Here is a 24,126-nt window from a genome sequence, read left to right as displayed (position 1 = left end):
CGGCGAGCCGATCGTGGTGCTCAGTCCGAAGCGTCCGGCGCAATCGTTTCCCTGTTCGCGGCGGACGAACCGTAGAGGTGACACGCCGTTACTTGGTCGCCGGACTGACGGAGTTCCGGGGACTGGCGCTCACAGATCGAGTTGAACATTCGGTCGAGTTGTTCCATCGCGTCCTCCTCGTTTCCTTCCAAGAGGTCACGCGTGGCCGACCGAAGGGCGTTTTCGGCCTGTCTCGGCAGATCGAGCGAATCGACGTCGACCGTTCCCCTTCCGTCGCCGGCGATTTGGTGTTCATCGGGTAGCTCCAGCGAGAGACCCGTTTCGAGAACGGCATCGACCGCCCTCCGCTGCTCTGCGTACTCCTCTGCGATCTCTTCCACTGGAATGTCGTCGGTCTGAACGCGCCGTTTGAAATTGCATCCTCGGCGGAACGAGTCCTGACTCCCGCTCCAATCCTCCGGAGGAATTATTTTGGCACATCGGGGGTGGAACCGGCACCCGGACGGTGGGTTTCTCGGGTTCGGCACTTCGCCGGTCACGTTCGCTCGTCGGCGTTGTGCGCCGGGTTCGATTTCCGGTACTGCGTCGAACAGCGCTTCCGTGTAGGGATGTTTCGGGTTATTGACCACGTCATCCGTCGGCCCTTGCTCGACGATGCTCCCGAGATACATGATGGCGGTACTGTCGCACATGTAGCGAATCAGCGAGAGGTCGTGGCTGATGAACACGTAGGTCAACCCGTACTCGTCCTGTAACTCCTTCATCAGGTTCAACACGCCCGCACGAATCGACACGTCGAGCATCGACACGGGTTCGTCGCAGACGATGAAGTCGGGGTTGACGACCAGCGCACGCGCGATGGCGACGCGTTGGCGCTCGCCACCGGATAGTTCCTTCGGGAACTCGTTCAGGTAGGCCTCCGCAGGGGCGAGCCCGACGTCGTTCAACACCTGAACGACCCGTTCACGACGGTCTTGGTAGCCGTCCCCGATGTCGTTTATTTTGAGTGGTTCGACGACCGACTGGAACACCGTCATTCGAGGGTTCAGACTCTCGAACGGGTCCTGAAAGATCATTTGGACCCGCTCGCGGAACTCCTGTTGGTCCTCGCGCAGCAGCTCGGACATGTCCCGTCCGTCGAACATGATTCTCCCCTCCGTCGGTTCGTACAGCTTGACCAGCAACTTTCCGAGCGTGGTCTTCCCACAGCCCGATTCGCCGGCGATACCCATGATGTCGCCCCGATTGATGGTCAAATCGACGTTCTGGACGGCCCGGACTGGCTGTGCCTCCCGACCGAGTAGTTGGTCGATGGCGCTCTGCGACAGGTCGAACAACTTCGAGACGTTCTGTATCTCTACTAGTGAGTCTGCGTTGTTTGTTGCCATTTTTCCTCCTTACGCGCCTCGGTGCGCATCGTTTCGAGTTCGTTGACGCGATAACACGCCGACCGGTGGACGTGCGGTGAACTCGCCTCGGTTCGTTTTCCCGTTTCCGCCTGCTCCGTGTCGTACATCGGTGGATGTACCGAATGACATTCGTCCACGACGAACGGACACCGAGGAGCGAAGCGGCATCCGTCGCTGGGGTCGAGTAACGTTGGCGGCGACCCGGGTATCGAGATGAGGTTTTGATCCACCTCCTCGACCGTCGGGAACGAGTTCTTCAAACCGAGCGTGTACGGGTTCGCGGAATCGACGAGAACGTCCTGCATCGGACCGCTCTCCATCATTTTTCCACCGTACATGACCGCGAGTTGGTCACATATCTCGGCCATGACGCTGATGTCGTGACTGACGACGAGAATAGCGATGTTGAACTCCTCTTGGAGTTCTTCTAACTCCTCCAGGATGCGGTCCTGGATGATGACGTCCAGTGCCGTCGTCGGTTCGTCCGCGATGAGCATGTCCGGGTTACACGCCATCGCCATCGCGATGACTGCACGCTGTTTCATCCCGCCGCTGTACTGGTGAGCGTAGTCGTCGGCGCGGTCGGGATCGATACCGACCCGTTCGATGAGGTCGCGCGCACGGTCGTGAGCCTTCTCCGGCGGCGTGTCCGGTTCGTGGCGCAAGATGGCCTCAACGATTTGGTCGCCGACCTTGTACACCGGGTTGAGCGCGTTCATCGCACTCTGCGGAATCAGTGCGATGTTTCGCCATCGTATGTCCCGAATCTGTTGGTTGTCCAACTGTGCGAGGTCCGTCATCCCGTCCGCTCGAACCGGATATCGGTCGTCGTCGATTATCTCGCGACGTGCGTTCCCGCGTTCGTCTTCCCACTCGGGAAGGGTTCCGTCGAACCAAATCTCGCCGCTTTCGACGTACCCGTTCGAGTCGAGTAAGTGAATGAGCGACTTCGCCAGCGTGGTCTTCCCACAGCCCGATTCACCGACGAGACCGTACGTCTCGCCGTGTTCGACGTTGAAACTGACGCCATCGACGGCGTGAACTTGCTTGTCCCCGGCGTCGTAACGAACACTGAGATCGTTTACTTCTAGTAGTGACATGGTTTACTCCTGTGGGTTTGCGAGGTCCTCAACCGAGAAGCCGATGAAGTAGAACGCCGCCGCGATGGACGTGATCGCCAGTCCCGGCGGGATGAGCCACCACGGTGCTTCGAAGACGTAGTTCTCGGATTTGATGTTCTGAATCATGATTCCCCACGAGTTGTTCGTGAAGTCGCCCAGACCGAGGTACGCGAGCGCTGCCTGTGCGAGTATCGCGCCCGCCGCGTCCTGAGCGAGAAACACGAACGCGAGCGGAATGACGTTCGGCAGGATGTGTCGGAACACGATTCGGGTGTCGCTCGCACCCGCGACCCGTGCCGACTCGACGTACGCCCGTTCCTTGAGCGACAACGTCTCCCCCCGGATGAGGATACAGTTGTTGAGCCACGACGTGATCGCGATACCGAGGATGATGTTCGTCTGGCTGACACCGCGGATCGAGACGAGAACGATGAGGAACGGCAGGAACGGCATTCCGTACATAACGTCCACGATTCGTTGAATGGTCTCGTCGATCCACGTGTTTCCGTAGAATCCACTTATGAGGCCGAGCGGAACGCCGACGAGACTGGAGAGGATTCCGGCCGCAAACCCAATGTAGAGTGCGTCTTTTGCAGCGTACACCAGGAGGGTGAAAATCCCTTGCCCCGCCCTGTTCGTGCCGAATGGGATGAAGGCTGGGTCACCGAACGCGGGTGGATGTGGCAACTGTTTGGTCTGCTGAAGTGACATTCGGGCGTACGGGTCGTTACCAACGAAGAGACGCCACGCGGGGTTGTGCGGCGCGAATACCGACGGAAACAGCGCCCAGAGGACGTAGATGACGAGGATGAGGAGTCCGATGACACCCATCTTGTGGTGTGTGTACCGGCTCCATCCCCGTTTGAAGCGTTCGATTCGTGGCTCCCATCGTTCCTTGAGCGTGTTCGTCGTGGATGTGTTTTCGGATTGTGTTGACATTAGTTACTCACCCCCAAACTTGATCCGCGGGTCGAGGAAGGTGTACGCGACGTCCGTGAGTAGCCGCATCGTGATTATCATGACGGCGAGCAGGAAGAACGCCGCTTGCGTGATGGGATAGTCACGGCCGAAGACCGCACCGATCATTAACTGACCGATACCGGGCCAACTGAACACCTGTTCGATGATGACACTCCCGTCCACGAGGAACGCGAGGCCGACGATTGCCTGCGTCGCGACCGGAATCAGCGCGTTCCGGGCCGCGTGTTTCATCATCACGGTCCGTTCGCTGAGACCCTTCGCCCGCGCGAGGAAGACGTAATCCTCCCCGGTGACGTTGTTCATCGACGGTCGCATGACGAGCATCGACCCGACCCACCCCACGAACGCGATGCTGAACAGCGGAAGTGCGATGTGATGTAAGATGCTGCCCATCGCCACTAGTGGTGTCCAATCTTGCACCCCGAACTGGTCGACCATGTACGCGCTCTTCAACCAACTCAGCTTGTAGTCGAACAGCCAGATGAAGAGCCACGCGATCCAGAACGCGGGCATGGAGTACATCGTGAGCCCCGACGTGTAGATGAACTTGTCCTTGTTCGTCCCTCGCCACCAGCCCAGATACATGCCGACGAGCGGGCCGACCGTGTACGCGATGACGAACCCGGCACCGAACAGGATGATCGTTCGCGGGAACCGTCGAATCATGATGTCCCAGACGGGGACCTGCTTGGTCGGCGACCGACCGAAGTTACCGGTCTGATAGTTTATCATGTAGTCCACGTACTGACGCCACAGCGGTTCGTTGAGCCCCCACTGCTCCTGAAGACGTGCGATCTGTGCCGGCTTCATTTCCGGCGTTATCATACTCGAAATGAACGTTCCGGGCATGCTCCGAATGAGCACGAACAGAATCGTCATTATGACCAGTAACGTCAGATAGGAGACTACCAGCCGTTTCGCGATATATCTGGTACTAATCCTTGTCATTTTCTGTTGTCCGTTGATTGTGGTATCCTGATTACCATATCATCTTACTCTTGCGTAACTATGCCATTCATGGCATACATTCATTATCAATGTGGTGATTCTCGTGTCGGTTGGGTATTAAATTCAACCACCGGTCTACTATCCCATAGCGCGAAAAAACCACCCCTCGACGGTCGAAGACGTGGTTACTTCTTCAGGTTCTCTTTGAGGAAGATACTGCTGTACTCCGTGTCCCAGTTCGCGTACCCGGGGTCGACGATGTTCTCGACGAACCCGTCGAACTTCGCCGAGTTGACCGGCCAGCGGTATTTCGCGTAATCACGGAGCATGTACGGCATGTCGAGATAGATTCGCTCCATCGCCTTTGCGTACTTCTTGGAGCGCTTCTCGGGGTCGGTCTCCTTGTACGCTGCAGAGAGCAGTTTGTCTGCACTGCCACCCGAGATACCGTATCCCGTGGAGTTGTACGCGAATTTTTCCGTATCTTCGCCGGCGTTCTCGGAGTGGAAGAACGAGTAAAGCGACGTTCCGTACGGACTGGTTCCGCCCCAACCCATCGGGTAGACGTCGAACTCTTCGGTTTCGTACACCTTTCCGGACATGGTGTTGAACGCGACGGGTTCTGTTTTGACCGGGATGCCGACCTGCTGCATGTTCTTTTTCCACTGTTCGATGGCTTTCGCCTCCTGTGGCTGTTCGCTCGGCGGGTCGATGAAGAGGTTGATGGCGTCGCCGTCCATCATCTCCGGGATGGTCTTCCCATCCACTCGGATCTCCTTATCGACATCGACCTTCGCGTTCTTGAGGTTGTCAGATTTGACCGAACCGAACGTGTACTCGTACTTCGCTTTCGATTGGCTGGACTTGGCACCGGAGAACGTACCGGGGAAGTCCTTCCCGACGTAGGTCCCTTTCGAACCGTCGATGACGGTTCCGTCCTTCAGGAATTTGCGAATCTCTTCGACTTTGGGTTGCTTACTTCCCTTCTTTCCGCGGAAGTCGAACGCGTTCGTTCGCGGGTCCGTCAGCAGGTCGCCGCCGTAGATGGTCTCCGGTCGAACGCCTTTGTAACCCGGGGACTGGGCGTAGTCGCCCTTGATGACGTAGTTCCCTTTGAGCGTCTTCACCCAGAACACGTCGTCGTACAGGAACGACATCGCCTGTCGGAGCGCCACGTCGTCGAGCGGGGCGCGGCGACAGTTGAACCCGTAGTAGGAAAAGCCGCTGTCGTAACCCTTCACGAGACCCTTGTCGTCCGACTTCTTGACCTTCGAGATCTTCGAGGTTTCGAGGCTTCCGTAGTGGGTGTCGACCTTGCCGTTCAGGAACGCCTGCGTGAGTGGCGACGTTCCGCCGTACACCTTGAAGTTCACGCCGTCGAGGAACGGACCGCCGTGGATGAGCGAGTCGTGTTCTTTCTTCCAGTCGAGTTTGTTGAGCGCGTAGGTGTTCTCGATGTAATCGCGGCGGAACTTGATCTGCATCGAGGTGTCCGGATTCCACTGAACGAGTTTCCCCGGTCCGGTTCCGACCGGACCCTCCTCGTTCTCCTTCGTCGGGTCGTAGTTCTTGTAATCGACGCCTTCCCACTTGTGTTTGGGAATCAGCGGCGGCGCACCGAGAATGTCGGCATCCCACGTGCCGACCTGTCGGGACAGTTTGACGTGGAAGTCCCAGTCGTTTTTGGCCTCCTCGATCATCTCGTAATCGTTCCAGATCGAGAACTGCCCCGGTTCGTTGTCGAGTTGGAACTGGTAGGAGTACAGGATGTCTTCCGTCTTGAACTTCTCTCCGTCGTTCCATTCGAGACCGTCTTTGCGCGCGTTGAAGTAGACGTCCGGTTTCTCCTTGTCGGCGTTTTTGATCGTCCAGTCCGTGAAGACGCTCGGTTTGACTTCGAACGTCACCGGGTCCTGTTCGATACCGTAATCGTAGACCGGGGAGAGAGCAACCGCGGAGTACACGCTGCCGGACAGCATGATGTTCGGGCTGTCGGGCGCTTCCGCCATCCCGTATCGAAGCGTTCCACCGGGTTCGATGTCGTCGGGGTTCAGACTGTTCTTGCTTGGAGCTTGAGTTGTTTCAGTAGTGTCACCACCGTCGTCAGTACTCCCGTCATCGGTGGTCTCTTTGTCTCCATTGCTGGAACACCCTGCGAGGGAGAGGGCGACAGCACCGGCCCCGCTCGCTTTTAGAAAGTTCCTTCGGGTATCGTCAGCACCACTCGGGTTGCGTCGCCGTGGCATACCAAACACTTGTAGAAGATGTATTTAAAACTACTGGTTAGATGAAGCTTTTAGTTTTTCGGACGTTATAGAAGCCCGCTTCGGCGGAAAAGTAGTCCTCGTTATCGATACAAAGAGCCCTCAAGTCGCTCGACTCGGACCGGTTATTCGCCCGCCGCTTCTCGGGCCAACATCCCGTAATAGATCGTCCCGGCGAGTGCCGTCGAACCGAGGAGGATGTGTGAATCGAAGGACAGCATTCCCGAATTGTTCCGTGTCCAAGCGATACTCAGCCCGGACCAGATGGTGGCGATGAAAAACCCTGCGGTCAGCAACCAGAGTCCCGTCGACTTTCGGCCGGAGTGCAAGGCAACGATAGCGGTTATCATGACGCCACCGGCCATCACTGCCAGAACGCTACGCGTGCCTATCATCTACGTGTCAACTGGGAACGAATCGGGTATAAATCACGCGCTTTTTGTTCACCCGTTATTCGATACCGAGCGCGGAGAGGAGAGTCTTCGCTGCCGCGTGAGATGATCCCGGACCGCGAGCGGTCAACAGGTCACCGTCGGTTCGTACGCTCGTCTCGGCGTCGAGTTCCGCATCCCAAACGCCGCCCGCCGCTTTCACCTCGTCCTCGACCCAGTACGGGAGCTTCCGTCCGTCGGGCATGCGGTCGTTCTCGTCCACGATTCCCTCCTCCCAGTCGTTCGGGAAGCCGGTGACGTTTCGACCGTCCACGAGGAACTCACCGTCACTATCGCGGGTGAACGCCAGCAGTCCCACGGCGTGACAGACGACGAGCGCTTTCGTGTCTCCCGCTTCCACCGCATCGCGGAGCAGTGCCCGGGCGTGGCGGTCCTGATTCACGTCCCATTCCGTTCCGTGTCCACCGGGAAACACGACGGTATCGTACTCGTCGGCGCTCGTCGCCGCCAACGGAATCGGGTTTTGAAGTCGCGGATCCGATTCGTGCGCTTCGCGGACCCGCTCCGCGGTTTCCTCGCCGACGTTCTCCGGATCGACGGACCGTTCGTCGACGACCGGTCTCCCGCCGCTCGGGGTCGTGACCGTTACGTCGACCCCCGCCCCGTCCAGCGTCTGTAGCGGTTCGATACATTCCTCTCCCCAGTATCCTTCCTCGCTAACGACGAACAGTGCGGATGCCATGGGTGGGACTACCGGTTCGCGGGGAATAAGTGGGGCGGCACCGGCCGTATTTGAAGGAACGAGAAACGTCGTCGATGTCGAAACGAATCGTGTAAAAATAGCGGGAGGTAGATTTGAACTACCGATCTGCGGGTTATGAGCCCGCCGGAATCTCCTGGCTATCCCATCCCGCTATCAGTTTGTACTGCCGTCGGCTAGTTAAGGGTTATGATTCGACCGCCGTATGTGATTTTGCAAAACGAGAGACCGGGTGGATGTCGAGACGACTCGCGTGAAAATAGCGGGAGGTAGATTTGAACTACCGATCTGCGGGTTATGAGCCCGCCGGAATCTCCTGGCTATCCCATCCCGCTACCAGTTTGTACTGCCGTCGGCTAGTTATGGGTTGTGATTCGGTCGCCGTATGTCATTTTGTGTCGCGGCATCACCGCGTGTGATACATGTTCAATGATAGACAACACCGCAAGAAGTATATCACTGTAGTACCCGGACTGACTCAGAAATGGAGTTCTTGCTCGTTGGCTTCTGGCTAATCCTCTACTACCTCCTTGCAATCGCGGGATTACCGGTCGCAACGACGCTCTTTCGACGATTCCCGGACCGGGGAGCGACGTTCGCGCTTCCGGTGAGCCTCACGGTCGTTACCATCGTGACGTACTGGTTCGGCCAGTTCGTCTTCTCGAACATTACGGTTCTCGTCGCGGTCCTGTTTCTCGCTTCCCTGTCGATACTGCTGACTCGACGTGATATCGAAATCGACCTACAGGAATACGCGGAAGCCATGACTGTCTTCACGGTCGCGTTCTGTTTTCTCGTCATCGTCCGCGCGATAGACCCGGGCATCATCGCGACCGGCGGCGAGAAGTTTCTCGACTTCGGCCTGTTGCAGTCGCTCATGCGAGCACCCGCGCTCCCGCCCGAGGACATGTGGTTCGCGGGAGAACCGGTTCGGTACTACTACGGCGGCCATCTCATCGCAGCGATTCTGACAAAACTGTCGGGCACGCCACCACAGTACAGCTACAACCTCTCGCTCGCGGGATTCTACGGCATGCTCATCACCACCGCCTACGGATTGGCGGGTGCAATCGCCGACCGACACGGAGGTTCACGACGCCTCGCGGGCGTTTGCGCCGCCTTCCTCGTCGGTGTCGCCGGGAACCTGTTTACGCCGTTGCGCTTGCTCGCGGGGAGCTTTCCGGGATGGCTTCTCGACGCAATCGCGAAACCGCTGGAGATGAACCCGTCCGCGATTCCCCTCGTGCCGGCGGATTTTTTCTACTGGGACGCCAGTCGCGTGATGGTCGGAACGATAAACGAGTTCCCCTTCTTCGCGTATCTGAACGGCGACCTTCACGCCCACATGATGGGACAGCCGTTTCTGCTGTTCGTCGCGGCCCTCGGCTACGCCATCTATCGATCCGACGCCCGGCGGCAACGGCTTCTGGTCTTCGGAGTTCTTCCGCCCGTCGTCGCCTTCGTCAGCACCATCAGCTTCTGGAGTTTTCCGACCGCCCTCGGCGTCGTCTGGCTGTCGCTCGTGTTCGCGGAAACGCACCCGGCGAGGCTCGTTCCGGGCGGCAAACGCGTCGTTTCGATGACCGACGGGTCGCCGTTCGCCGACGAACTCGGACGAATCGTGGTTTCGCTGCTCCTCGTCGTTGCCGTCGGGGGCCTCGCCTTCGTCTGGGCGGCCCCGTTCGTGGTCAACGTGTTGTTCGGGGCAGCGGGCACCCGGGGACTCGGCTTCCTCCCCGACCACAGTAGCGCCGTCGAGTTGCTCATCGTCCACGGTGGATTCCTCGGCCTGTTCGCGCTGTATCTCGCGGCGAACACCCGTTGGCACACGGACGACCTCGCACGCACGGGAGTACTTGTACTCCTGCTAGCGGCGATCAGTTGGCAAACCGGAATCGCCGCCCTGTTGCTCGTCGCGCCCTTCCTCGTCGGCGGATGGCTGTTGCTCCGTCGTGACTCCGACTTCGGCTTCGAAACGGTGTTGCTGGTGGCCGGTGCGGGCCTCGTCCTCCTCGTCGAGTTCGCGTACGTACGGGACAACGCTATTTCCGGACGATTCAACACGGTGTTCAAGGTGTACATGCAGGTGTGGGTCCTCTGGGGAGTCGCCGGAGGCGTCGGGCTTTCCCGACTGCTCGCGGGTGCGGTACCGAGGCTTTCCAGCGGCCGTCACGAGCAACTCCCGCTGTCGATCCGGCGTGGAGTCGCACTCGTTGCGGCCGTCCTCGTGTTGTCCACGTCGGTGTACGGTGCCTTCGGGTTCGCTGAACACGTCGGCTCCGAAAACCCGATACATCGTGCCGACGACCCGACTCTCGATGGACTCGCCTTCGTCTCGACGGTCCACTCCGACGAAGCCGGCGCGATCGAATGGCTCGGTTCGAGGGAGGGACGCCCGCACATCGTTTCCGCACCCGGGGACCCCTACGCTTGGGGGAGTCCGGCTTCCTCGCTTACGGGACTTCCGACCGTCGTCGGATGGTATCAGGAACGGATTTACCGCGGCGACTCGGCCTACTTGGAACGAAAACACGACGTCGAGCTGATATTCAGTCCGAATACGGCGTGGGAGACCCGTGCCAGCCGGCTCGACAAGTACGACGTTCGGTACATCTACTACGGTCCGCGGGAACGAGATAGATACGGTCGGACGGGATTCGAACGGTTTCCCGGAATCCACCGCGTCCACCACTCGGGTTCGGTTTCGATTTACCGCGTCAATCAGACCGTCATCGGGTCGGAGGCGGCGGCAAATTAATCGAGCGAGAGACCCGGATGCCAGCGGTCGACGTCGGCTTCCGCTTTTACGGCATCCATTCGAGCCAGTAGTTTCACCGCGAGGCTCGCCGTCTCCGCCGCGCGGTGTTCACCCTCCGTCCTGAACTCGCCCGTCTCGCGGTTCGCGTACACCGAACAGACCGCCCCCGCACGAAGGTCGTAGACGTTCGCTATCGTCAGAATCGCGCTCGCTTCCATCTCGATGTTCTTGACGTTCGCGTCCTTCAGATGGGAAACCAACTCCTCGCCGCCTTCCGCGAGGAACCCCTCGAATCCGGGACGGCCCTGTCCCGCGTAGAAACTGTCCGCGCTCATCGTGATTCCCGTGTGATAGTCGTACTCCAGTCGCTCGGCGGCGGCGACCAACGCCGCGACGACTTCGTAGTCCGCGACCGCCGGATAATCCTCGCGCACGTACTCGCCGCTCGTCCCCTCCTGTCTGACGCCGCCGGTCGTGATGACGAGGTCGCCGACGTCCATCTCGGGTTGAATCGCACCGCACGACCCCACTCGGATGAACGTGTCCACGCCGATTCGCGCCAACTCTTCCACCGCGATGGCCGCCGATGGACTGCCGATACCGGTCGACGTGACGCTGATGGGCGTGCCGTCGTAGTCCCCCGTTACGGTTCGGTATTCGCGGTGGAACGCCTTTTCGTCCGCGGAATCCCAGAACTGCGTGATCTTCTCGACTCGCTCCGGGTTCCCCGGCAGGAGAACGGCGTTCGCGACGTCCTCTTCCCTCACTTCGATGTGGTATTGCACGTCCGCGTTCGGGTCTTCGCTGTCTTCCATACCACTCACGATTGCCGCCGCAAAAATAGGTGCTTCGCGTTCGGGACGGTGAATTTCGTCTCCCGCCGTTCAGTCCAGCATCTCCTCGGTTATCGTGTCCGGAAGCAACTCGCCGAGCGTATACCCGGTCACGCCGTCGCCGTGGTCGCACACGACCACCAAATCGTCGTCACAGAACTCCGCGAGCGTCTGCCTGCACATCCCGCACGGCGTGACGCCGTCGCGCCGCTGGGAACTGACCGCGAGACGGTCGAACTCCCGATGCCCCGACTTTATCGCCTCCGCGATGGCGACTTCCTCCGCGTGAAGCGAGTTGCTGAAGTTCGCGTTCTCGATGTTACAACCGACGTACACGGTTCCGTCCGCCGTCCGGAGCGCCGCACCGACCGGATAGTCGGAGTACGGAACGTGCGCGCGGTCCTGTATCTGGCGTGCCTGCTCGACGAGTTCGTCCATAGCGAAGGTGCGATTTCGCGGGTCAAATAACAACCGACACCCACCGGGGAGCGAATCTTTTTATAGCGAAACGAAACCAACCCCGTCGTGTTTCGCCGCTTCGTCGGATCCGCGGTTTGCATTTTCCTCGGCGAGTTACTCGAACTCGTCCCATCACGGGAACACGCGGCCACGACCGGCGGAAAACCAGAATCGAAACACGTCGGAAGCGAACAGTGCCAAAAGTCGGTCGTGCCGAACGACCGGCCGCCCCCGTTACTCCTCGCCGGACTCGTAGGGTTCGCCCGCGGCGTCCGGGGTTCGAGTGTGCCCGACGAACACCAGTACGATGATGACCGTCACGTACGGGATGATGCCGATGAGTTCGTTGGGAACGCTGAAGCCGACCTGCTGGAGTCGCAACTGAAGCGCATCGAGGCTGGCGAAGAGGAACGACGCGCCGAACGCCCCGAGCGGGTTGTAGTTCCCGAACAGGTAGGCGGTGATACCGATCCATCCGCGTCCGTCGACCATCGTGGTGCCGCTGCCGTTGAACAGGCCCGCCTGTCCCAGCGACAGTCCAGCGCCGCCGATTCCGGCGAGAATCCCGGAGAGAAGGACGCTCGCATAGCGAACGCGCTGGACATCGACGCCGACCGTATCGAGCGCCATCGGGTTCTCCCCGCTGGCTTTCACCCAGCGGCCGAACGCCGTCTCGTTCAGCACGAACCACGTCAACGGCACGGCGACGAGAAGCATGTACACGGTCGGATTCGCGTCGAACAGGATCGGACCGACGACGGGTATCTTCGCGAGGAGCGGAATCCGCCAGTTCGAGAGCGTTCCGACGCTCGGACTGTTGATGCCGCCCCAGAGGATCTTGCTGGCGAACGGCGCGAGTCCCAGCGCGATGAGCCAAACGGCGAGTCCGGCGATGATCTGGTCGGCCTTGAACTCGATACAGACGATGGCGAACACGAGCGCGAAGAGCGCGCTTGCGAGCACCGCCGCGAGGAATCCGAGCCAAAGCGTCGTCTGTGTCGTGCCTCCGGACCCGGCCAGCGCGTCCGCAACCGCGACGCCGGTGAACGCCGAAATGATGAGGTGGCCTTCGAGTCCGATGTTGATGACGCCGCTCTTCTCAGCGAAGATTCCGCCGAGCGCGGCGAAGCCGATCGGAACCGTAAATCGGAGTGCGGCACTCACGTAGCTCGTGTTGATGGTCCCGACGATCTTCCCGAGCGCGCTGTTCGGGAACACGAGGCCGAGAACGGCAAGCACCCCCGTGATAGCGACGGAGATGCCGGCGATTCGAAGGCGCTTATTCATCCTCCTCACCTCCCTCGATTCGGGAGCCACCGTCCGCGGCGACGGCACCCCTCGATTCCGGTGTCGTCACCCGTTTTCCGATCATCCGGAAGAACTCCGGCATGGCGACGAAGAGGATGATGAGCCCGCGGAGGACGCCGACGAGTTGCTTCGGAACCCCGAGCGCGAAGTCGATGGCCAGACTTCCGCTCTTGAGCATGCCGAACAACAACGCGGCCAACGGAACGCCGAGCGGGTTGTTGCCCGCGAGAATCGTCACCGTGATGCCGTCGAACCCGTAGGACGGGACGCCCTGTTGCCAGCGGCCGAGGATCATGAGGACGTAGACTGTCCCGCCGATACCGGCGATGGCACCGGAGAGCGCCATGCTCGACACCATCGTTCGCTTCGCATCCACGCCGCCGTATTCGGCGGCTTCCGGTTGAATCCCGCTCGTCCTGAGGTCGTATCCGAACGAGGTTCGATGCAGGAGGAGATAGATTCCGGCAGCGAGGGCGAGCGCGCCGATGAGGACGAGTATCGAGAACGACGCCTGACTCGGGAACACGATGGGAGAAAGCACCGCGGCCCCCGGGACCGGTCGCGTCTCGACGGTCTGGCTCGCGGGATTCTTGAAGTACTCGGAGACGAGGACGAACGCGACGCCCGTCGCGATGAAGTTGAGCATGATGGTCGTGATGACCTCGTTCGCGTCCGCGTACGCCTTCATTGCCCCCGGAATCGCGCCGTACGCACCGCCGACGAGCGCCCCGACGACCAAGCCGAACGGAATGAGGACGAGACTGCCGACGAGTCCGCCGGGAACGTACGGGGCGACCCACAGCACCGAAAGCGCCGAACCGAGCGCGCCGAGCACGAGTTGCCCTTGCGTCCCGATGTTGAACATCCCCGCGCGGAACGCGACCGCGGCGGCCAGTCCCGCGAAGAGGAGCATGCTCGTCTGCCGAAGCGTCACCGCGAGGCTGAACTTGTCGAGGACGAAGTCCGGCGGCAGCAGGGTGGACGTCTGCGGATTGGCGAACGACCCGACGAAGAGATACTTGTACACCTGAATCGGGTTGTAGCAGAACGACCCCGGAATCGGGAACTGGACGCCCCAGCCACCGGTTCCCGGAATCGTGATGAGCACTTGTCGTGCGAGGAAGGGGTCGGAACACGTCGCGACCCACCCGGAGATGAGGATGACGAACCCGCCGACGAAGATCGACATGACGAGCGCCGCGATGCTGATGAGTACCCGTTCGACCGCCGACGCTTCGACGAGCCGGGCCAAACCTCGTTCCGCTTGATCTCGCCACGAACTCACTGCGCCTCACCTCTGGGACTCTCCGTTTCCTCCGGATACTCGCCCGCCATCAGCAGGCCGAGTTCCTCTTCTGTTACACGGTCCGGGTCGACGACGTCCATGATTTCACCTTCGTACATGACTGCGAGTCGGTCCGAGAGCTGCTGCACTTCGTCGAGTTTCGAGGAGACGAGGACGATCGCCTTCCCCTCGGCCCGCAGTTCGAGCAGTCGGTCGTGAATGAACTCGATGCTGCCGACGTCCACACCGCGGGTCGGGTGGGCGGCGACGACGAGGGACGGGTCGCGCGCGAACTCCCGACCGACGATGAACTTCTGTTGGTTGCCGCCGGAGAGCGACTCCGCCGATGCGTCCGCGTCCGGTGGGCGAACGTCGTACTCCTCGATTATCTCCTCGGCGTGGATTCGCGTGCCGCCCCAGTCGATTCTCCCGTCCTTCGCGTACGGCTCCGAATGTTGGCTTCCGAGGAGGCCGTTCTCGACGAGGTCGAACTCCATGACCAATCCTCGAACTTGGCGGTCTTCGGGGATATAGGCCATCCCGGCCTCGATGCGCTCGCGGCGGGAGAGCTTCGTCACGTCCGTCCCGCCGAACGAAATCGACCCCTCGTCGGGCGAGGTGAGACCGGTGATGGATTCGATGAGTTCGGACTGACCGTTTCCGTCGACGCCCGCGATGCCGAACACCTCTCCCTCTCGGGCAACGACGTCGACGCCTGACACCTGGTCGACACCGCGTTCGTCCGTGACGCGAAGCCCGGAGACGTTGAGCATCACGTCGCCCGGGTCCGCCGGTTCCGTTTCGGTTTCGAGCAACACTTCGCGGCCGACCATGAGTTCCGCGAGTTCCTCGCGGGTCGTCCCGTCGGTATCGACCGACCCGACGTTTTTCCCGTCCCGAAGGACCGTGATCTGGTCCGCGGCCTCCATGGCCTCGCCGAGTTTGTGCGTGATGAAGATGATGCTCTTTCCCTGCGCCGTGAGTTCGTCGAGGACCGAGAGGAGGTCCCCGATTTCCTGTGGCGTCAGCACCGCGGTCGGTTCGTCCAAGATGAGGACGTCCGCGCCGCGATACAGGGCTTTCAGGATTTCGACGCGCTGTTGAACTCCGACGCTCACGTCCTCGACGAGCGCGTTCGGGTCCACGTCGAACCCGTACCTGTCGCTTAGTTCTCGCACCTCGCGTACGGCGCGGTCGCTGTCCATCGACAATCCACCCCACTTTCTGGGTTCGTTTCCGAGAACGATGTTTTCCGCGATCGAGAGGGTATCGACCAGCATGAAGTGTTGGTGAATCATGCCGATTCCGTTCTCGATGGCGTCGCGTGGCGAGTCGAACTCACACGGTTGGCCGTCGACGACGACGCGGCCCTCCGTCGGTTCGTACAAACCGTAGAGGACGTTCATCAGCGTCGTCTTTCCGGCCCCGTTCTCCCCTAAAAGTGCGTGAATCGATCCCGGTTCTATCGTTAGATCGACGTTGTCGTTTGCGACGACACCCGGGAATCGTTTCGTAATGCCGTCGAGATGTACCGCCCGGCTCATTCTAAATCTGGATTTCCGCCCTACTTGTTTAAGCGCGCGGGTTTGCGCTCACTGCTGGGGTTTGGTCGGCACTTCGATGTCGCCGTCGATGATCGCCTGCTTCGATTCCTTGACCTTCGACTTCACGTCGTCCGGAATCTCCGAACCGAGGTCGGCACCGTAGACCGCTTCGATGCCGCCCTGTTCCAAGCCGAGGGTGTTGACCGAGCCACCCTTGAAGTTGCCGTCGATGACGTTCTTCGTGGAGCGGTACACCGCCTTGTTCACCTTCTTCACCATGCTGGCGAGGATGACGTTGCTGAACTTCGCCGTCCCCTTCGCCTTGGACTGGTCGCTGTCCACGCCGATGGCGAACCGACCCTTCTGATTCGCGGCCTTGAACACACCGGTACCGGTGCCACCCGCCGCGTGATACACGATGTCCGCGCCTTGATCGTACATCGAAATCGCCGCTTCCTTCCCCTTGACGGGGTCGCTGTACGTTCCGGCGTACGCGGTTTTGACCTCGATATCCTCGCTCGCGTGTGCGACACCGGCTTTAAAACCCGCCTCGAACTTCTTGATGAGCGGCACTTCCATGCCACCGACGAAGCCGACGGTCTTCTCGTCCGGGTTCGTCGAACCCTTGCCGGCGCTGAAGTCCATCTGGGTCAGTTGTCCCGCGAGATGGCCGACGAGGAACGAACCCTGTTGCTCCTTGAACGTGTAATTCGCGACGTTCTTCACGAGGTCGCCGCTTTCCTTCTCCGCCACGCTGTCCACGAGCATGAAGTTCTGATCCGGGAACTGACCGGCGTTCTTGACGAGGGAGTTCGTCTGGACGTAGCCGATACAGCAGATCAGGTCGTAGCTCGGACTGCTGGACTGGGCGAACTGCCGCTGGAGGCTCTCCACGTCCGTCGCGGAGTCGGGTTCCGCATTCTGGTACTGGACGTTGAACTCCTTTTTCGCCTGTTCGATGCCCATGTGGGCCATGTCGTTGAACGAGTTGTCACCGAGGCCACCGGTCGCATACACCATTCCGACGTTCGTCGTCTCCTCGCCGGAGCTGCCGTCGTCCGTCCCCTCGGATGACCTGTTCTCGGTTTCGTCACCGGAGCCGTCTCCACTGCCGTCCCCGCCGTCGTTTCCGCTGTCACTTGGGCTGCTGATACACCCCGCAAGACCGGCGATACCGACCGCACCGCCGGTTTTCATCAATGTTCGACGCCGTTTGTCAATGTTCGTCATCTATGAGTAATCAGACGGGTAATTTGTGATAAACGCGTCGCTTCACGCTCGAAACCCAGAAAGATAGTCCACAGAAGTGCGTTGTTGGTTATTTTTCAGCGGCTGAAACGGCGTCCGTTACGACGGTTTTCGTCTCGGCCACGAGTTCGTCCACGGTTTCGCTCTCGGCGTAGATTCGGACGTAGGGCTCGGTGCCGCTCGGTCGAACGAGGACCCACGAACCGTCGGGTCGCTCCGCACGGACTCCGTGCTCCGTTTCGACCGTGGCGTCCGGGAACCGCTCCGGAATCGACGTCTCGACGCGTTCCATCGTCTCGGTTTTCGCCGCGTCGGGACAGTCGACGCTCACCTTTCGGTACGGTCGCTCGGTCACCTCCGCCCGGAGCGTCTCCACGCCGCCGGCGTCGGCGATGAGTCTGGAGAGGACCGCCGCGCTCACCACGCCGTCTATCCAGCCGCCGAACTGGGTGTGAATGTGTTTCCACGGTTCGGCGGCGAACACGACTTTGGTGCCGTCGTCGCCGTCTTCGAGCGCCGCTGCGATGCCCTCGTGAAGCGCACCGAGGCGCACGCGCTCGACGCGGCCGCCTGCGGCCCGGACGCGCTCGTCGATTCGGGCCGAAGCGTTCGGCGTCGTCACCACGACGGGGTCTTCGGCGTCGCTCGAACTCGTGTAGTGTTCCGCGAGGATGGCGACGACGGTGTCCTCGTGGACAACGTCGCCGTCCCCGTTGACCACGACGATTCGGTCGGCATCGCCGTCGTGGGCGAGGCCGAACTCGAAGTCGCCGTCGGCGACGAACGAGCGCAGGTCGGTCAAGGTTTCCGGCGTCGGCTTGCTCGGCCGACCGGGGAAGTGTCCGTCGACGTTCGCGTTGAGCGCGATGACCCCCGCACCGAGCGCCCGGAGTACCTGCGGCGTCGCCACGCTTCCCATCCCGTTTCCACAATCGACGGCGACGCGGACGCCGTTCAACGGTGCACCGTACTCGCGTGCGTACTCCATGACGGCTTTGCGATACGCGTCGAGAACGCCCTCGTCGGTGCTCTTGCCCCACTCGTCCCACGCCAACGGCGGGAGTTCGTCTTCGACGCCGGTTTCCACGCTTCGTTCCGCCGTTCGGTCGTACTCCTGCCCGTCGTCGAACAGTTTGATGCCGTTGTCGGTCGACGGGTTGTGACTCGCGGTGAGCATGACGCCACGGCGACCCCGTGATGCGAACGCGAGCGCCGGGGTCGGAAGTTTTCCCGCCCGGCGAACCGTCGCACCCGAACTTTCGAGTCCGGCCTCCATCGCGGCGGCGAGCGCCGCCCCCGTTTCGCGTCCGTCGCGGGCGACGACGAACTCCTCTGCCTGCCGCCCCGCGGCCCGTCCGACGGCGAGAGCGAGTTCGGGCGTCACTCGCTCGACGACGTCACCACGGATACCCGCAGTTCCGAACAAGTTCATACGGGGTGGGTTCGCACGCTGGTACTTAGGTACCCGCGATTCCGTATGGCTCCCCAATAACGATATGCCGACCAAGGTCGTAGTGGTTGACATGAACGCGCCAAAGTTCACGACACCGAACGGGTTGTTCGACTACCTCATCGGGCTCATCATCCTGCTCGCAGCGATTGCGGGAATTTACATCGTGGCGGTGACGACCGGCGTCATGGCTCCGTGGTTCTGAAGGCGCGAAAAGAGGCGGTGGGACTACAGTTCGACGCCGCTCGGGATGAGACTGTGTTGGCGCAACAGGTTGCCCTCGCTGTTGTAGACGAGAAACGTACTCTTGTCGTACTCGACCACGTGGTCGCCGTTGATGGCGATGTCGACGTGATAGCGACCGTTCGATTCGTCCGTTTCGTCGCCGTAGGCACGCGCCGCCCGGATGAACCGAAGCACGTCGTCCGCGTCCTCGTTGAGTTCGAGGATGAAATCGCCCGTCGTTCGGTTCGTCACGCTCACGACGCCCGTTGCGCTCGGGTCGTCCAGGTTGGCCTGTAACCGAAAGGTAACGTCCGTTTCGCTCGCATCGAGGAGTTCGTCGGATGGACCGGTAAGTCGCTCACGGAGCGTTCCCGACGGTCCCTCGAAATCGATGATTACCGTCGGCTTGCTGGGTGTCCCGTCCGCTTCGACCCAATCGATGTTTTCGACGTTCAGTGTGAAATAATCGCGCCTCATTCCGTACGCGGACCTACGTTCTCGCGTCTCATGAACGTAACGCCATATCCCGAAACCTGACGGGCCGTTCGGAAGTCATCGTCTCTCCTCACTGATACCTATCCCCGATGAAAATATCCAGCCATTGATTTAAGTATCCGCACTCCAATGAGCGGGACGAACACGCTCTCGCGTGAAGGTTCGGGTCGAACGAGGTCCGGTATCGGAACGCTTACACGAGGGGCAGAGAACAAACATGTCGGAGTTACAGTTTGACGACTTGACAATTCGGGTGCGGGAGTGGGGACGGACGATTCGGCGCACCGCAGAGATGCTTGGGGGTTCGACGATCTCCGTCGGAGAGTACGATCCGACGAGCCACGGGTCGCTCATCGCGTTCACCGGGATACCGGAATACGAGGAAGTGGACCGGTACTGGGTGAACGCGCCGTTCGCGTTCGTCTCGATCAACTACGACGCGGAGGCGAACGAGCACCTGTATCACGTCGTCGAACCCGAACTGGACGAGTTCGAGGTCGAACTGCTGGAACGGCTGTTTTCGGACCTCCGCGAGTCGCTCATCTACCGCCGCGAGATGGGGAACGAGACGGCGGAAACGGTTCTCCGGGACGAACTGCGCGAACTCCTCGAAGTGTACGGCGTCGAGGTGGACGCCGCGACCTTCTACCGCCTGTTTTACTACCTCTTTCGGTCGTTTCGGGGCTTCGGCAAACTCGACCCGCTCATCAACGACCCCCGCATCGAGGACATCTCCTGTGACGGTTACGACCTTCCCATCTTCGTCTACCACGACGAATTCAACGACATCGAGACGAGCGTCGTCTACGCCCAAGCGGAACTCGACAGCCTCGTGGTTCGCCTCGCCCAACAGTCCGGTCAGCACGTCAGCGTCGGCGAACCGGTCGTCGAGGCGACCCTGCCGGACGGCAGTCGTGCTGAACTCGCCCTCGGCGAGGAAGTGACGCCTCGCGGGTCGGCGTTTACCATTCGAAAATACGCCGAAGAACCGTTCACTCCCGTCGATTTGGTGAACTACGGGACCTTCTCGCTCGACCAGATGGCCTACCTCTGGCTCGCCATCGAGAACAACAAGTCGCTCATCTTCGCGGGCGGGACGGCCTCCGGGAAGACGACCTCGATGAACGCTATTTCGATGTTCATCCCCCCGCGCTCGAAAGTACTTACGATCGAGGACACGCGGGAGCTGACGCTCTATCACGACAACTGGCTGTCGTCCGTAACCCGCGACCGATTGGACGAGGGGACCGACATCACGATGTACGACCTCCTCCGGTCCGCTCTCCGCCATCGGCCCGAATACATCGTCGTCGGCGAGGTCCGTGGCGAGGAGGCCATGACGCTCTTTCAGGCGATGAACACGGGGCACACGACCTACTCCACGATGCACGCCGATTCGGTACAGACGGTAATCAACCGCCTCGAAAACGAACCCATCAACGTGCCGCGTGCCATGATACAGTCGCTCGACATCCTCTCGATTCAGTCGCTGACGTACGTCGGCGAGGAGCGCCTGCGCCGCAATCGGACGGTCGCTGAAATAAACGGTATCGACCAGCGAACCGGTGACCTGGACTACACGACCGCATTCTCGTGGGACGCTGGCGACGACTCGTTCCGACGGCGCGACAGCGACGTACTGGACGAGATTCGGCGCGATCACGGCTGGTCGCAGTCCGAACTCCTCACCGAACTCCGAGACCGGAAGCTCGTGCTGCAGTACCTCCGCGAGAACGGCATCTCGGACTATCGCCGGTTCACCGCGATGATAAACGAGTACTACGCCGACTCGGAGGCCGTCGTTGCGAACGTCCGACGAACCATCGAATCGACCGTCGCGGAGTTCGACTGATGGGGGTGTCGAACTTCCTTCCCCTCGTCATCGCGCTCGTTCTCCTCGTGCCCGTCGCCCTCTCGCCGCTCAGCACGACGGCCTACCGAACCGTCACTCGGGTTTCCCTGCAGACGTTCGGATCGTACGTTAGCGAGAGCGGGCGGCGACGGAAACGCCGCGAGGAGACCCTACGGGCGGCACACGTCGGCGAGACGTACCGCCTGTACGCGTCGAAGACGTGGGTGTACGCCACGCTCGCTGCGGTTTCCGGCAGCATCATTGGCGTCTACGTCGCGGGATTGGCCTTGGCCGTCCTCTCCGTCTCGCCCGAGACGCTCCGTGCGACCCTTCCGGCGCAGGTGGACTTCCTCGCCAACCTCGTCGCCGTCCCCTCGCTCACCCTCGGCCAACTGTTCTTCCTCCTGATGTTCAGCAGCGGGACGGTCGGCCTCCTCGGCGGACTGATGACGTACTGGCTTCGATGGGAGCTACCCTCCTACCGCGGGAACGAACGCGCCCGGAGGATAGACAACAATCTCTCGCGAACGGTCGCGTTCATCTACGCGCTCTCCCGAAGCGGCATGGGAATGCCGGCCATACTGCGAACGCTGGCGCGAAACCGCGACGTGTACGGCGAGGCGGCCGAGGAAATCGCGGTCGGCGTCAAAGCCATGGACCTGTTCGGTCTCGACGTGCTGACCGCCATCGAACAGATGTCGCGGCAGTCGCCGAGTGAGAAGTTCGAGGATTTCGGCGAGAACTTGGCGAGCGTCCTCCAGAGCGGTCGGAGCCTTCCGGCGTATCTGAGCGAGCAGTACGAACGCTACCGGCGGGACGCGAAGGCCGAACAGGAGGCGTTCCTCGAACTCCTCTCCGTTCTCGCCGAGGGGTACGTCTCGCTGTTCGTCGTCGGTCCCCTCCTGCTCATCACGGTTCTCGTCATCACGGGGCTGATGGGCGTCGCAGACACGCTCTCGTTCCTCTACCTGCTCACCTATCTCCTCATCCCGCTCGGAAACGTCGGCTTCGTCGTGTATCTCGACAGCATCACGGAGTCGCTTCGCATCAGCCGTGAGTCGAGGGTCGTCCCCGAAATCACCCCTCCGGCGGTTCGCCGGGTTGGCGACCCGGACGCCGGACGAACGGTGAGTGACGGTGGCACCACGTTCACGAACACGGATCGACTGGACGCCTACGACCGGTTTCGGGGCGTTCGAACCGTACTCACGGAACCGTTCCGAACCGTGCGAGAGAATCCGGATACGCTACTCCTCGTGACGGTTCCGCTCGCGCTCCTCTCCGTCGTGATTCGCCTCTTCCCGAACCTCGCGGCGGGAACGCCGGCGCTCACGTCCGCGGACGACGTGGTCGTCCAGGCCACGCTGTTCGTGCTGGGGACGTACGCCGTCGTCCGAGAGGTTCGCCGCCGTCGCCTCGAAGCGATAGAGAGGGCCATTCCGGACATGCTCGACCGCCTCGCCAGCGTCAACGAGGCGGGGATGACGGTCATCGAAAGCTTCCGACGGGTGACGACCGGCGACCTCGGCGCGTTGAACCCCGAATTGGAGCGGCTGTCGCGCGACATCGAGTGGGGGACCGACACGGCGACCGCGCTCCGGCGCTTCGAGGACAGAATCGACACGCCGACCGTCACGCGGGTCGTCTCGCTCGTGACGAACGCGATGCACGCGAGCGGCGACATCGGGCGCGTCCTTCGAATCGCGGCCGACGATGCACAGGAGTCGCGACGCCTCCAACGCCAACGCGAGGACGAGATGATGACCTACCTCGTCATCATCTACCTCTCGTTTTTCATCTTCCTCGTCATCATCGGGACGCTCGCTTCCATCCTCGTTCCCGCGCTTCGAGACCTTCCCACCGGGAACGGAGCGGGTGGGCCGGTCGGCGTCGGCGGCCTCGGAAACATCGCCGCGGTGGATATTCACGCGTACACCGTCGTCTTCTTCCACACCGCGCTCGTCCAAGCCGTCGTCTCCGGATTCGTCGCGGGGAAGATGGGCGAGGGGAAGCTACGCGACGGCGCGAAACACGCGACGGTCATGCTCGCCATCGCCTACGTCGTCTTCCTGTTCATCGAGTACACGATTCATCCGTAGGAGATTTACCCTCCGGAGCGAGAGTTCGAGTGTGAAACCGACGAGCCACGACGTCCGGGCGACCTACGACCGCATCGCGGGTCACTTCGCCAAGACGCGGGAGTACGCGTGGCCCGAGGTCGAATCGTTTCTCGACGGCCGGTCTGGCACCACAGCCCTCGACCTCGGCTGTGCCAACGGCAGACACGCCGAACTGCTGACCGGTCACGCCGACCGAGTCGTCGGTGCGGACGTGAGCGCGGGCCTCCTCGCCGAGGCTCGCGAACGAGCGACGGAACGCGGCTTCGACCTCGAACTGGTGCAGTGTGACGCGGCCCGGATTCCGCTCGCCGACGCGACCATCGACCTCGGGGTGTACGTCGCCACGCTTCACCACCTTCCCTCGCGGCAGGCCCGCATCGCCAGCCTGGACGAACTCGCCCGCGTGCTCTCTCCCGACGGAACCGCGCTGGTCAGCGCGTGGAGTACGACCCACGACAAGTTCGACCGCGAGGAGGCCTTCGATACGACCGTCGATTGGACGCTTCCGGGCGGGGAAACGGTCCCGCGATTCTACCACATCTACTCGCCCGAGGAGTTCCGTTCGGACCTCGACGAGAGCATGCTCGTTCCAGACGACGTATCGGTTTCGAGCGGGAACTGTTACGCCGTCGTCCGCGGACGAAAACAGTAACACCCTTAAGCCGGGATGCACA

At 61.2% G+C, this 24,126-nt stretch carries 20 protein-coding genes and 2 tRNA genes; 5 read left to right on the top strand and 17 right to left on the bottom strand.

Annotation, left to right across the window (positions count from 1 at the left end; genetic code table 11):
- Positions 1-20 precede the first annotated feature (20 nt).
- The 9 genes from ACGYLY_RS07320 to ACGYLY_RS07280 all read right to left on the bottom strand — a co-directional run bounded on the left by ACGYLY_RS07320 (position 21) and on the right by ACGYLY_RS07280 (position 8,210).
- A complete protein-coding gene (locus ACGYLY_RS07320) occupies positions 21-1,388 on the bottom strand; it encodes an ABC transporter ATP-binding protein (protein ID WP_395282293.1) in 1,368 nt (455 codons plus the stop codon).
- On the bottom strand, positions 1,361-2,509 hold the full coding sequence (locus ACGYLY_RS07315) for an ABC transporter ATP-binding protein (protein WP_395282294.1): 1,149 nt from the start codon (positions 2,507-2,509) through the stop codon (positions 1,361-1,363). Before ACGYLY_RS07315 ends, ACGYLY_RS07320 begins: the two co-directional genes overlap by 28 nt.
- Before the next feature lie 3 nt (positions 2,510-2,512).
- Positions 2,513-3,469, bottom strand: a complete 957-nt coding sequence (locus ACGYLY_RS07310) for an ABC transporter permease (RefSeq protein ID WP_395282295.1) — start codon at positions 3,467-3,469, stop codon at positions 2,513-2,515.
- 3 nt (positions 3,470-3,472) lie between these two features.
- Positions 3,473-4,459: an ABC transporter permease gene (locus tag ACGYLY_RS07305; RefSeq protein WP_395282296.1), complete on the bottom strand. Its 987-nt coding sequence runs from the start codon at positions 4,457-4,459 to the stop codon at positions 3,473-3,475.
- A gap of 185 nt (positions 4,460-4,644) precedes the next feature.
- Positions 4,645-6,705, bottom strand: a complete 2,061-nt coding sequence (locus tag ACGYLY_RS07300; protein WP_395282297.1) for an ABC transporter substrate-binding protein — start codon at positions 6,703-6,705, stop codon at positions 4,645-4,647.
- 143 nt (positions 6,706-6,848) lie between these two features.
- Positions 6,849-7,118, bottom strand: a complete 270-nt coding sequence (locus tag ACGYLY_RS07295) for a hypothetical protein (protein WP_395282298.1) — start codon at positions 7,116-7,118, stop codon at positions 6,849-6,851.
- A 55-nt stretch (positions 7,119-7,173) separates the two neighbouring features.
- The gene (locus tag ACGYLY_RS07290; protein ID WP_395282299.1) at positions 7,174-7,857 is read right to left on the bottom strand and encodes a type 1 glutamine amidotransferase domain-containing protein; all 684 of its coding nucleotides are present in this window, start codon (positions 7,855-7,857) and stop codon (positions 7,174-7,176) included.
- 98 nt (positions 7,858-7,955) lie between these two features.
- Positions 7,956-8,030 (bottom strand) — tRNA-Met (locus ACGYLY_RS07285).
- Between the two features lie 105 nt (positions 8,031-8,135).
- Positions 8,136-8,210, bottom strand: a tRNA-Met gene (locus tag ACGYLY_RS07280).
- A gap of 149 nt (positions 8,211-8,359) precedes the next feature.
- Here ACGYLY_RS07280 and ACGYLY_RS07275 point away from each other — a divergent pair.
- Positions 8,360-10,633, top strand: a complete 2,274-nt coding sequence (locus ACGYLY_RS07275) for a DUF2298 domain-containing protein (RefSeq protein ID WP_395282300.1) — start codon at positions 8,360-8,362, stop codon at positions 10,631-10,633.
- Here ACGYLY_RS07275 and ACGYLY_RS07270 read toward each other — a convergent pair.
- The 7 genes from ACGYLY_RS07270 to ACGYLY_RS07240 form a co-directional block, all read right to left on the bottom strand.
- On the bottom strand, positions 10,630-11,448 hold the full coding sequence (locus tag ACGYLY_RS07270; protein ID WP_395282301.1) for a nucleoside phosphorylase: 819 nt from the start codon (positions 11,446-11,448) through the stop codon (positions 10,630-10,632). The genes ACGYLY_RS07275 and ACGYLY_RS07270 overlap by 4 nt on opposite strands.
- Positions 11,449-11,517: 69 nt before the next feature.
- Positions 11,518-11,904 (bottom strand): cytidine deaminase, encoded by a 387-nt coding sequence (cdd, locus tag ACGYLY_RS07265; protein ID WP_395282302.1) that lies wholly within the window; start codon positions 11,902-11,904, stop codon positions 11,518-11,520.
- Between the two features lie 255 nt (positions 11,905-12,159).
- Positions 12,160-13,212: an ABC transporter permease gene (locus tag ACGYLY_RS07260; RefSeq protein ID WP_395282303.1), complete on the bottom strand. Its 1,053-nt coding sequence runs from the start codon at positions 13,210-13,212 to the stop codon at positions 12,160-12,162.
- Positions 13,205-14,518 carry an ABC transporter permease gene (locus ACGYLY_RS07255; RefSeq protein WP_395282304.1) on the bottom strand — a complete coding sequence of 438 codons (1,314 nt, stop codon included), beginning with the start codon at positions 14,516-14,518 and terminating at the stop codon, positions 13,205-13,207. The genes ACGYLY_RS07260 and ACGYLY_RS07255 overlap by 8 nt, the downstream gene beginning before the upstream one ends.
- On the bottom strand, positions 14,515-16,062 hold the full coding sequence (locus tag ACGYLY_RS07250) for an ABC transporter ATP-binding protein (protein ID WP_395282305.1): 1,548 nt from the start codon (positions 16,060-16,062) through the stop codon (positions 14,515-14,517). The genes ACGYLY_RS07255 and ACGYLY_RS07250 overlap by 4 nt, the downstream gene beginning before the upstream one ends.
- 48 nt (positions 16,063-16,110) lie before the next feature.
- The gene (locus ACGYLY_RS07245; RefSeq protein ID WP_395282306.1) at positions 16,111-17,292 is read right to left on the bottom strand and encodes a BMP family protein; all 1,182 of its coding nucleotides are present in this window, start codon (positions 17,290-17,292) and stop codon (positions 16,111-16,113) included.
- A gap of 88 nt (positions 17,293-17,380) precedes the next feature.
- Positions 17,381-18,742 (bottom strand): phosphomannomutase, encoded by a 1,362-nt coding sequence (locus ACGYLY_RS07240; RefSeq protein ID WP_395282307.1) that lies wholly within the window; start codon positions 18,740-18,742, stop codon positions 17,381-17,383.
- Positions 18,743-18,833: 91 nt separating this feature from the next.
- Here ACGYLY_RS07240 and ACGYLY_RS07235 point away from each other — a divergent pair, with 91 nt between their 5' ends.
- Positions 18,834-18,965 carry a hypothetical protein gene (locus tag ACGYLY_RS07235; RefSeq protein ID WP_395282308.1) on the top strand — a complete coding sequence of 44 codons (132 nt, stop codon included), beginning with the start codon at positions 18,834-18,836 and terminating at the stop codon, positions 18,963-18,965.
- Positions 18,966-18,988: 23 nt separating this feature from the next.
- Here the strand turns inward: ACGYLY_RS07235 and ACGYLY_RS07230 are convergent, their stop codons facing one another.
- On the bottom strand, positions 18,989-19,462 hold the full coding sequence (locus ACGYLY_RS07230) for a DUF5793 family protein (protein WP_231183721.1): 474 nt from the start codon (positions 19,460-19,462) through the stop codon (positions 18,989-18,991).
- A 235-nt stretch (positions 19,463-19,697) separates the two neighbouring features.
- Between ACGYLY_RS07230 and ACGYLY_RS07225 the strand changes: the two genes are divergently transcribed.
- From ACGYLY_RS07225 to ACGYLY_RS07215, 3 genes are read left to right on the top strand one after another with little or no spacing between them, the layout of a single operon-like run.
- Positions 19,698-21,332 carry a type II/IV secretion system ATPase subunit gene (locus tag ACGYLY_RS07225; protein ID WP_395282309.1) on the top strand — a complete coding sequence of 545 codons (1,635 nt, stop codon included), beginning with the start codon at positions 19,698-19,700 and terminating at the stop codon, positions 21,330-21,332.
- Positions 21,332-23,431 carry a type II secretion system F family protein gene (locus tag ACGYLY_RS07220; protein ID WP_395282310.1) on the top strand — a complete coding sequence of 700 codons (2,100 nt, stop codon included), beginning with the start codon at positions 21,332-21,334 and terminating at the stop codon, positions 23,429-23,431. Before ACGYLY_RS07225 ends, ACGYLY_RS07220 begins: the two co-directional genes overlap by 1 nt.
- Before the next feature lie 31 nt (positions 23,432-23,462).
- A complete protein-coding gene (locus ACGYLY_RS07215) occupies positions 23,463-24,104 on the top strand; it encodes a class I SAM-dependent methyltransferase (protein ID WP_395282311.1) in 642 nt (213 codons plus the stop codon).
- The last annotated feature ends 22 nt before the right edge of the window (positions 24,105-24,126 follow it).

It is taken from the genome of Haladaptatus sp. CMAA 1909 (assembly GCF_043952005.1).
GTDB lineage: Archaea > Halobacteriota > Halobacteria > Halobacteriales > Haladaptataceae > Haladaptatus.
The sequence above is the reverse complement of the archived record's forward strand: the minus strand, read 5'-3'. Positions and strand labels throughout refer to the sequence as shown.

Bases quoted from the DNA above. Each gene is read 5' to 3' on its own strand.
- ACGYLY_RS07250 (WP_395282305.1), bottom strand. From the start codon at position 16,062: ATGAGCCGGGCGGTACATCTCGACGGCATTACGAAACGATTCCCGGGT.
- ACGYLY_RS07245 (WP_395282306.1), bottom strand. From the start codon at position 17,292: ATGACGAACATTGACAAACGGCGTCGAACATTGATGAAAACCGGCGGT.
- ACGYLY_RS07320 (WP_395282293.1), bottom strand. From the start codon at position 1,388: ATGGCAACAAACAACGCAGACTCACTAGTAGAGATACAGAACGTCTCG.
- ACGYLY_RS07290 (WP_395282299.1), bottom strand. From the start codon at position 7,857: ATGGCATCCGCACTGTTCGTCGTTAGCGAGGAAGGATACTGGGGAGAG.
- ACGYLY_RS07275 (WP_395282300.1), top strand. From the start codon at position 8,360: ATGGAGTTCTTGCTCGTTGGCTTCTGGCTAATCCTCTACTACCTCCTT.
- ACGYLY_RS07240 (WP_395282307.1), bottom strand. From the start codon at position 18,742: ATGAACTTGTTCGGAACTGCGGGTATCCGTGGTGACGTCGTCGAGCGA.
- ACGYLY_RS07230 (WP_231183721.1), bottom strand. From the start codon at position 19,462: ATGAGGCGCGATTATTTCACACTGAACGTCGAAAACATCGATTGGGTC.
- ACGYLY_RS07305 (WP_395282296.1), bottom strand. From the start codon at position 4,459: ATGACAAGGATTAGTACCAGATATATCGCGAAACGGCTGGTAGTCTCC.
- ACGYLY_RS07220 (WP_395282310.1), top strand. From the start codon at position 21,332: ATGGGGGTGTCGAACTTCCTTCCCCTCGTCATCGCGCTCGTTCTCCTC.
- ACGYLY_RS07270 (WP_395282301.1), bottom strand. From the start codon at position 11,448: ATGGAAGACAGCGAAGACCCGAACGCGGACGTGCAATACCACATCGAA.
- ACGYLY_RS07310 (WP_395282295.1), bottom strand. From the start codon at position 3,469: ATGTCAACACAATCCGAAAACACATCCACGACGAACACGCTCAAGGAA.
- ACGYLY_RS07315 (WP_395282294.1), bottom strand. From the start codon at position 2,509: ATGTCACTACTAGAAGTAAACGATCTCAGTGTTCGTTACGACGCCGGG.
- ACGYLY_RS07235 (WP_395282308.1), top strand. From the start codon at position 18,834: ATGAACGCGCCAAAGTTCACGACACCGAACGGGTTGTTCGACTACCTC.
- ACGYLY_RS07295 (WP_395282298.1), bottom strand. From the start codon at position 7,118: ATGATAGGCACGCGTAGCGTTCTGGCAGTGATGGCCGGTGGCGTCATG.
- ACGYLY_RS07300 (WP_395282297.1), bottom strand. From the start codon at position 6,705: ATGCCACGGCGACGCAACCCGAGTGGTGCTGACGATACCCGAAGGAAC.
- cdd (WP_395282302.1), bottom strand. From the start codon at position 11,904: ATGGACGAACTCGTCGAGCAGGCACGCCAGATACAGGACCGCGCGCAC.
- ACGYLY_RS07225 (WP_395282309.1), top strand. From the start codon at position 19,698: ATGTCGGAGTTACAGTTTGACGACTTGACAATTCGGGTGCGGGAGTGG.
- ACGYLY_RS07260 (WP_395282303.1), bottom strand. From the start codon at position 13,212: ATGAATAAGCGCCTTCGAATCGCCGGCATCTCCGTCGCTATCACGGGG.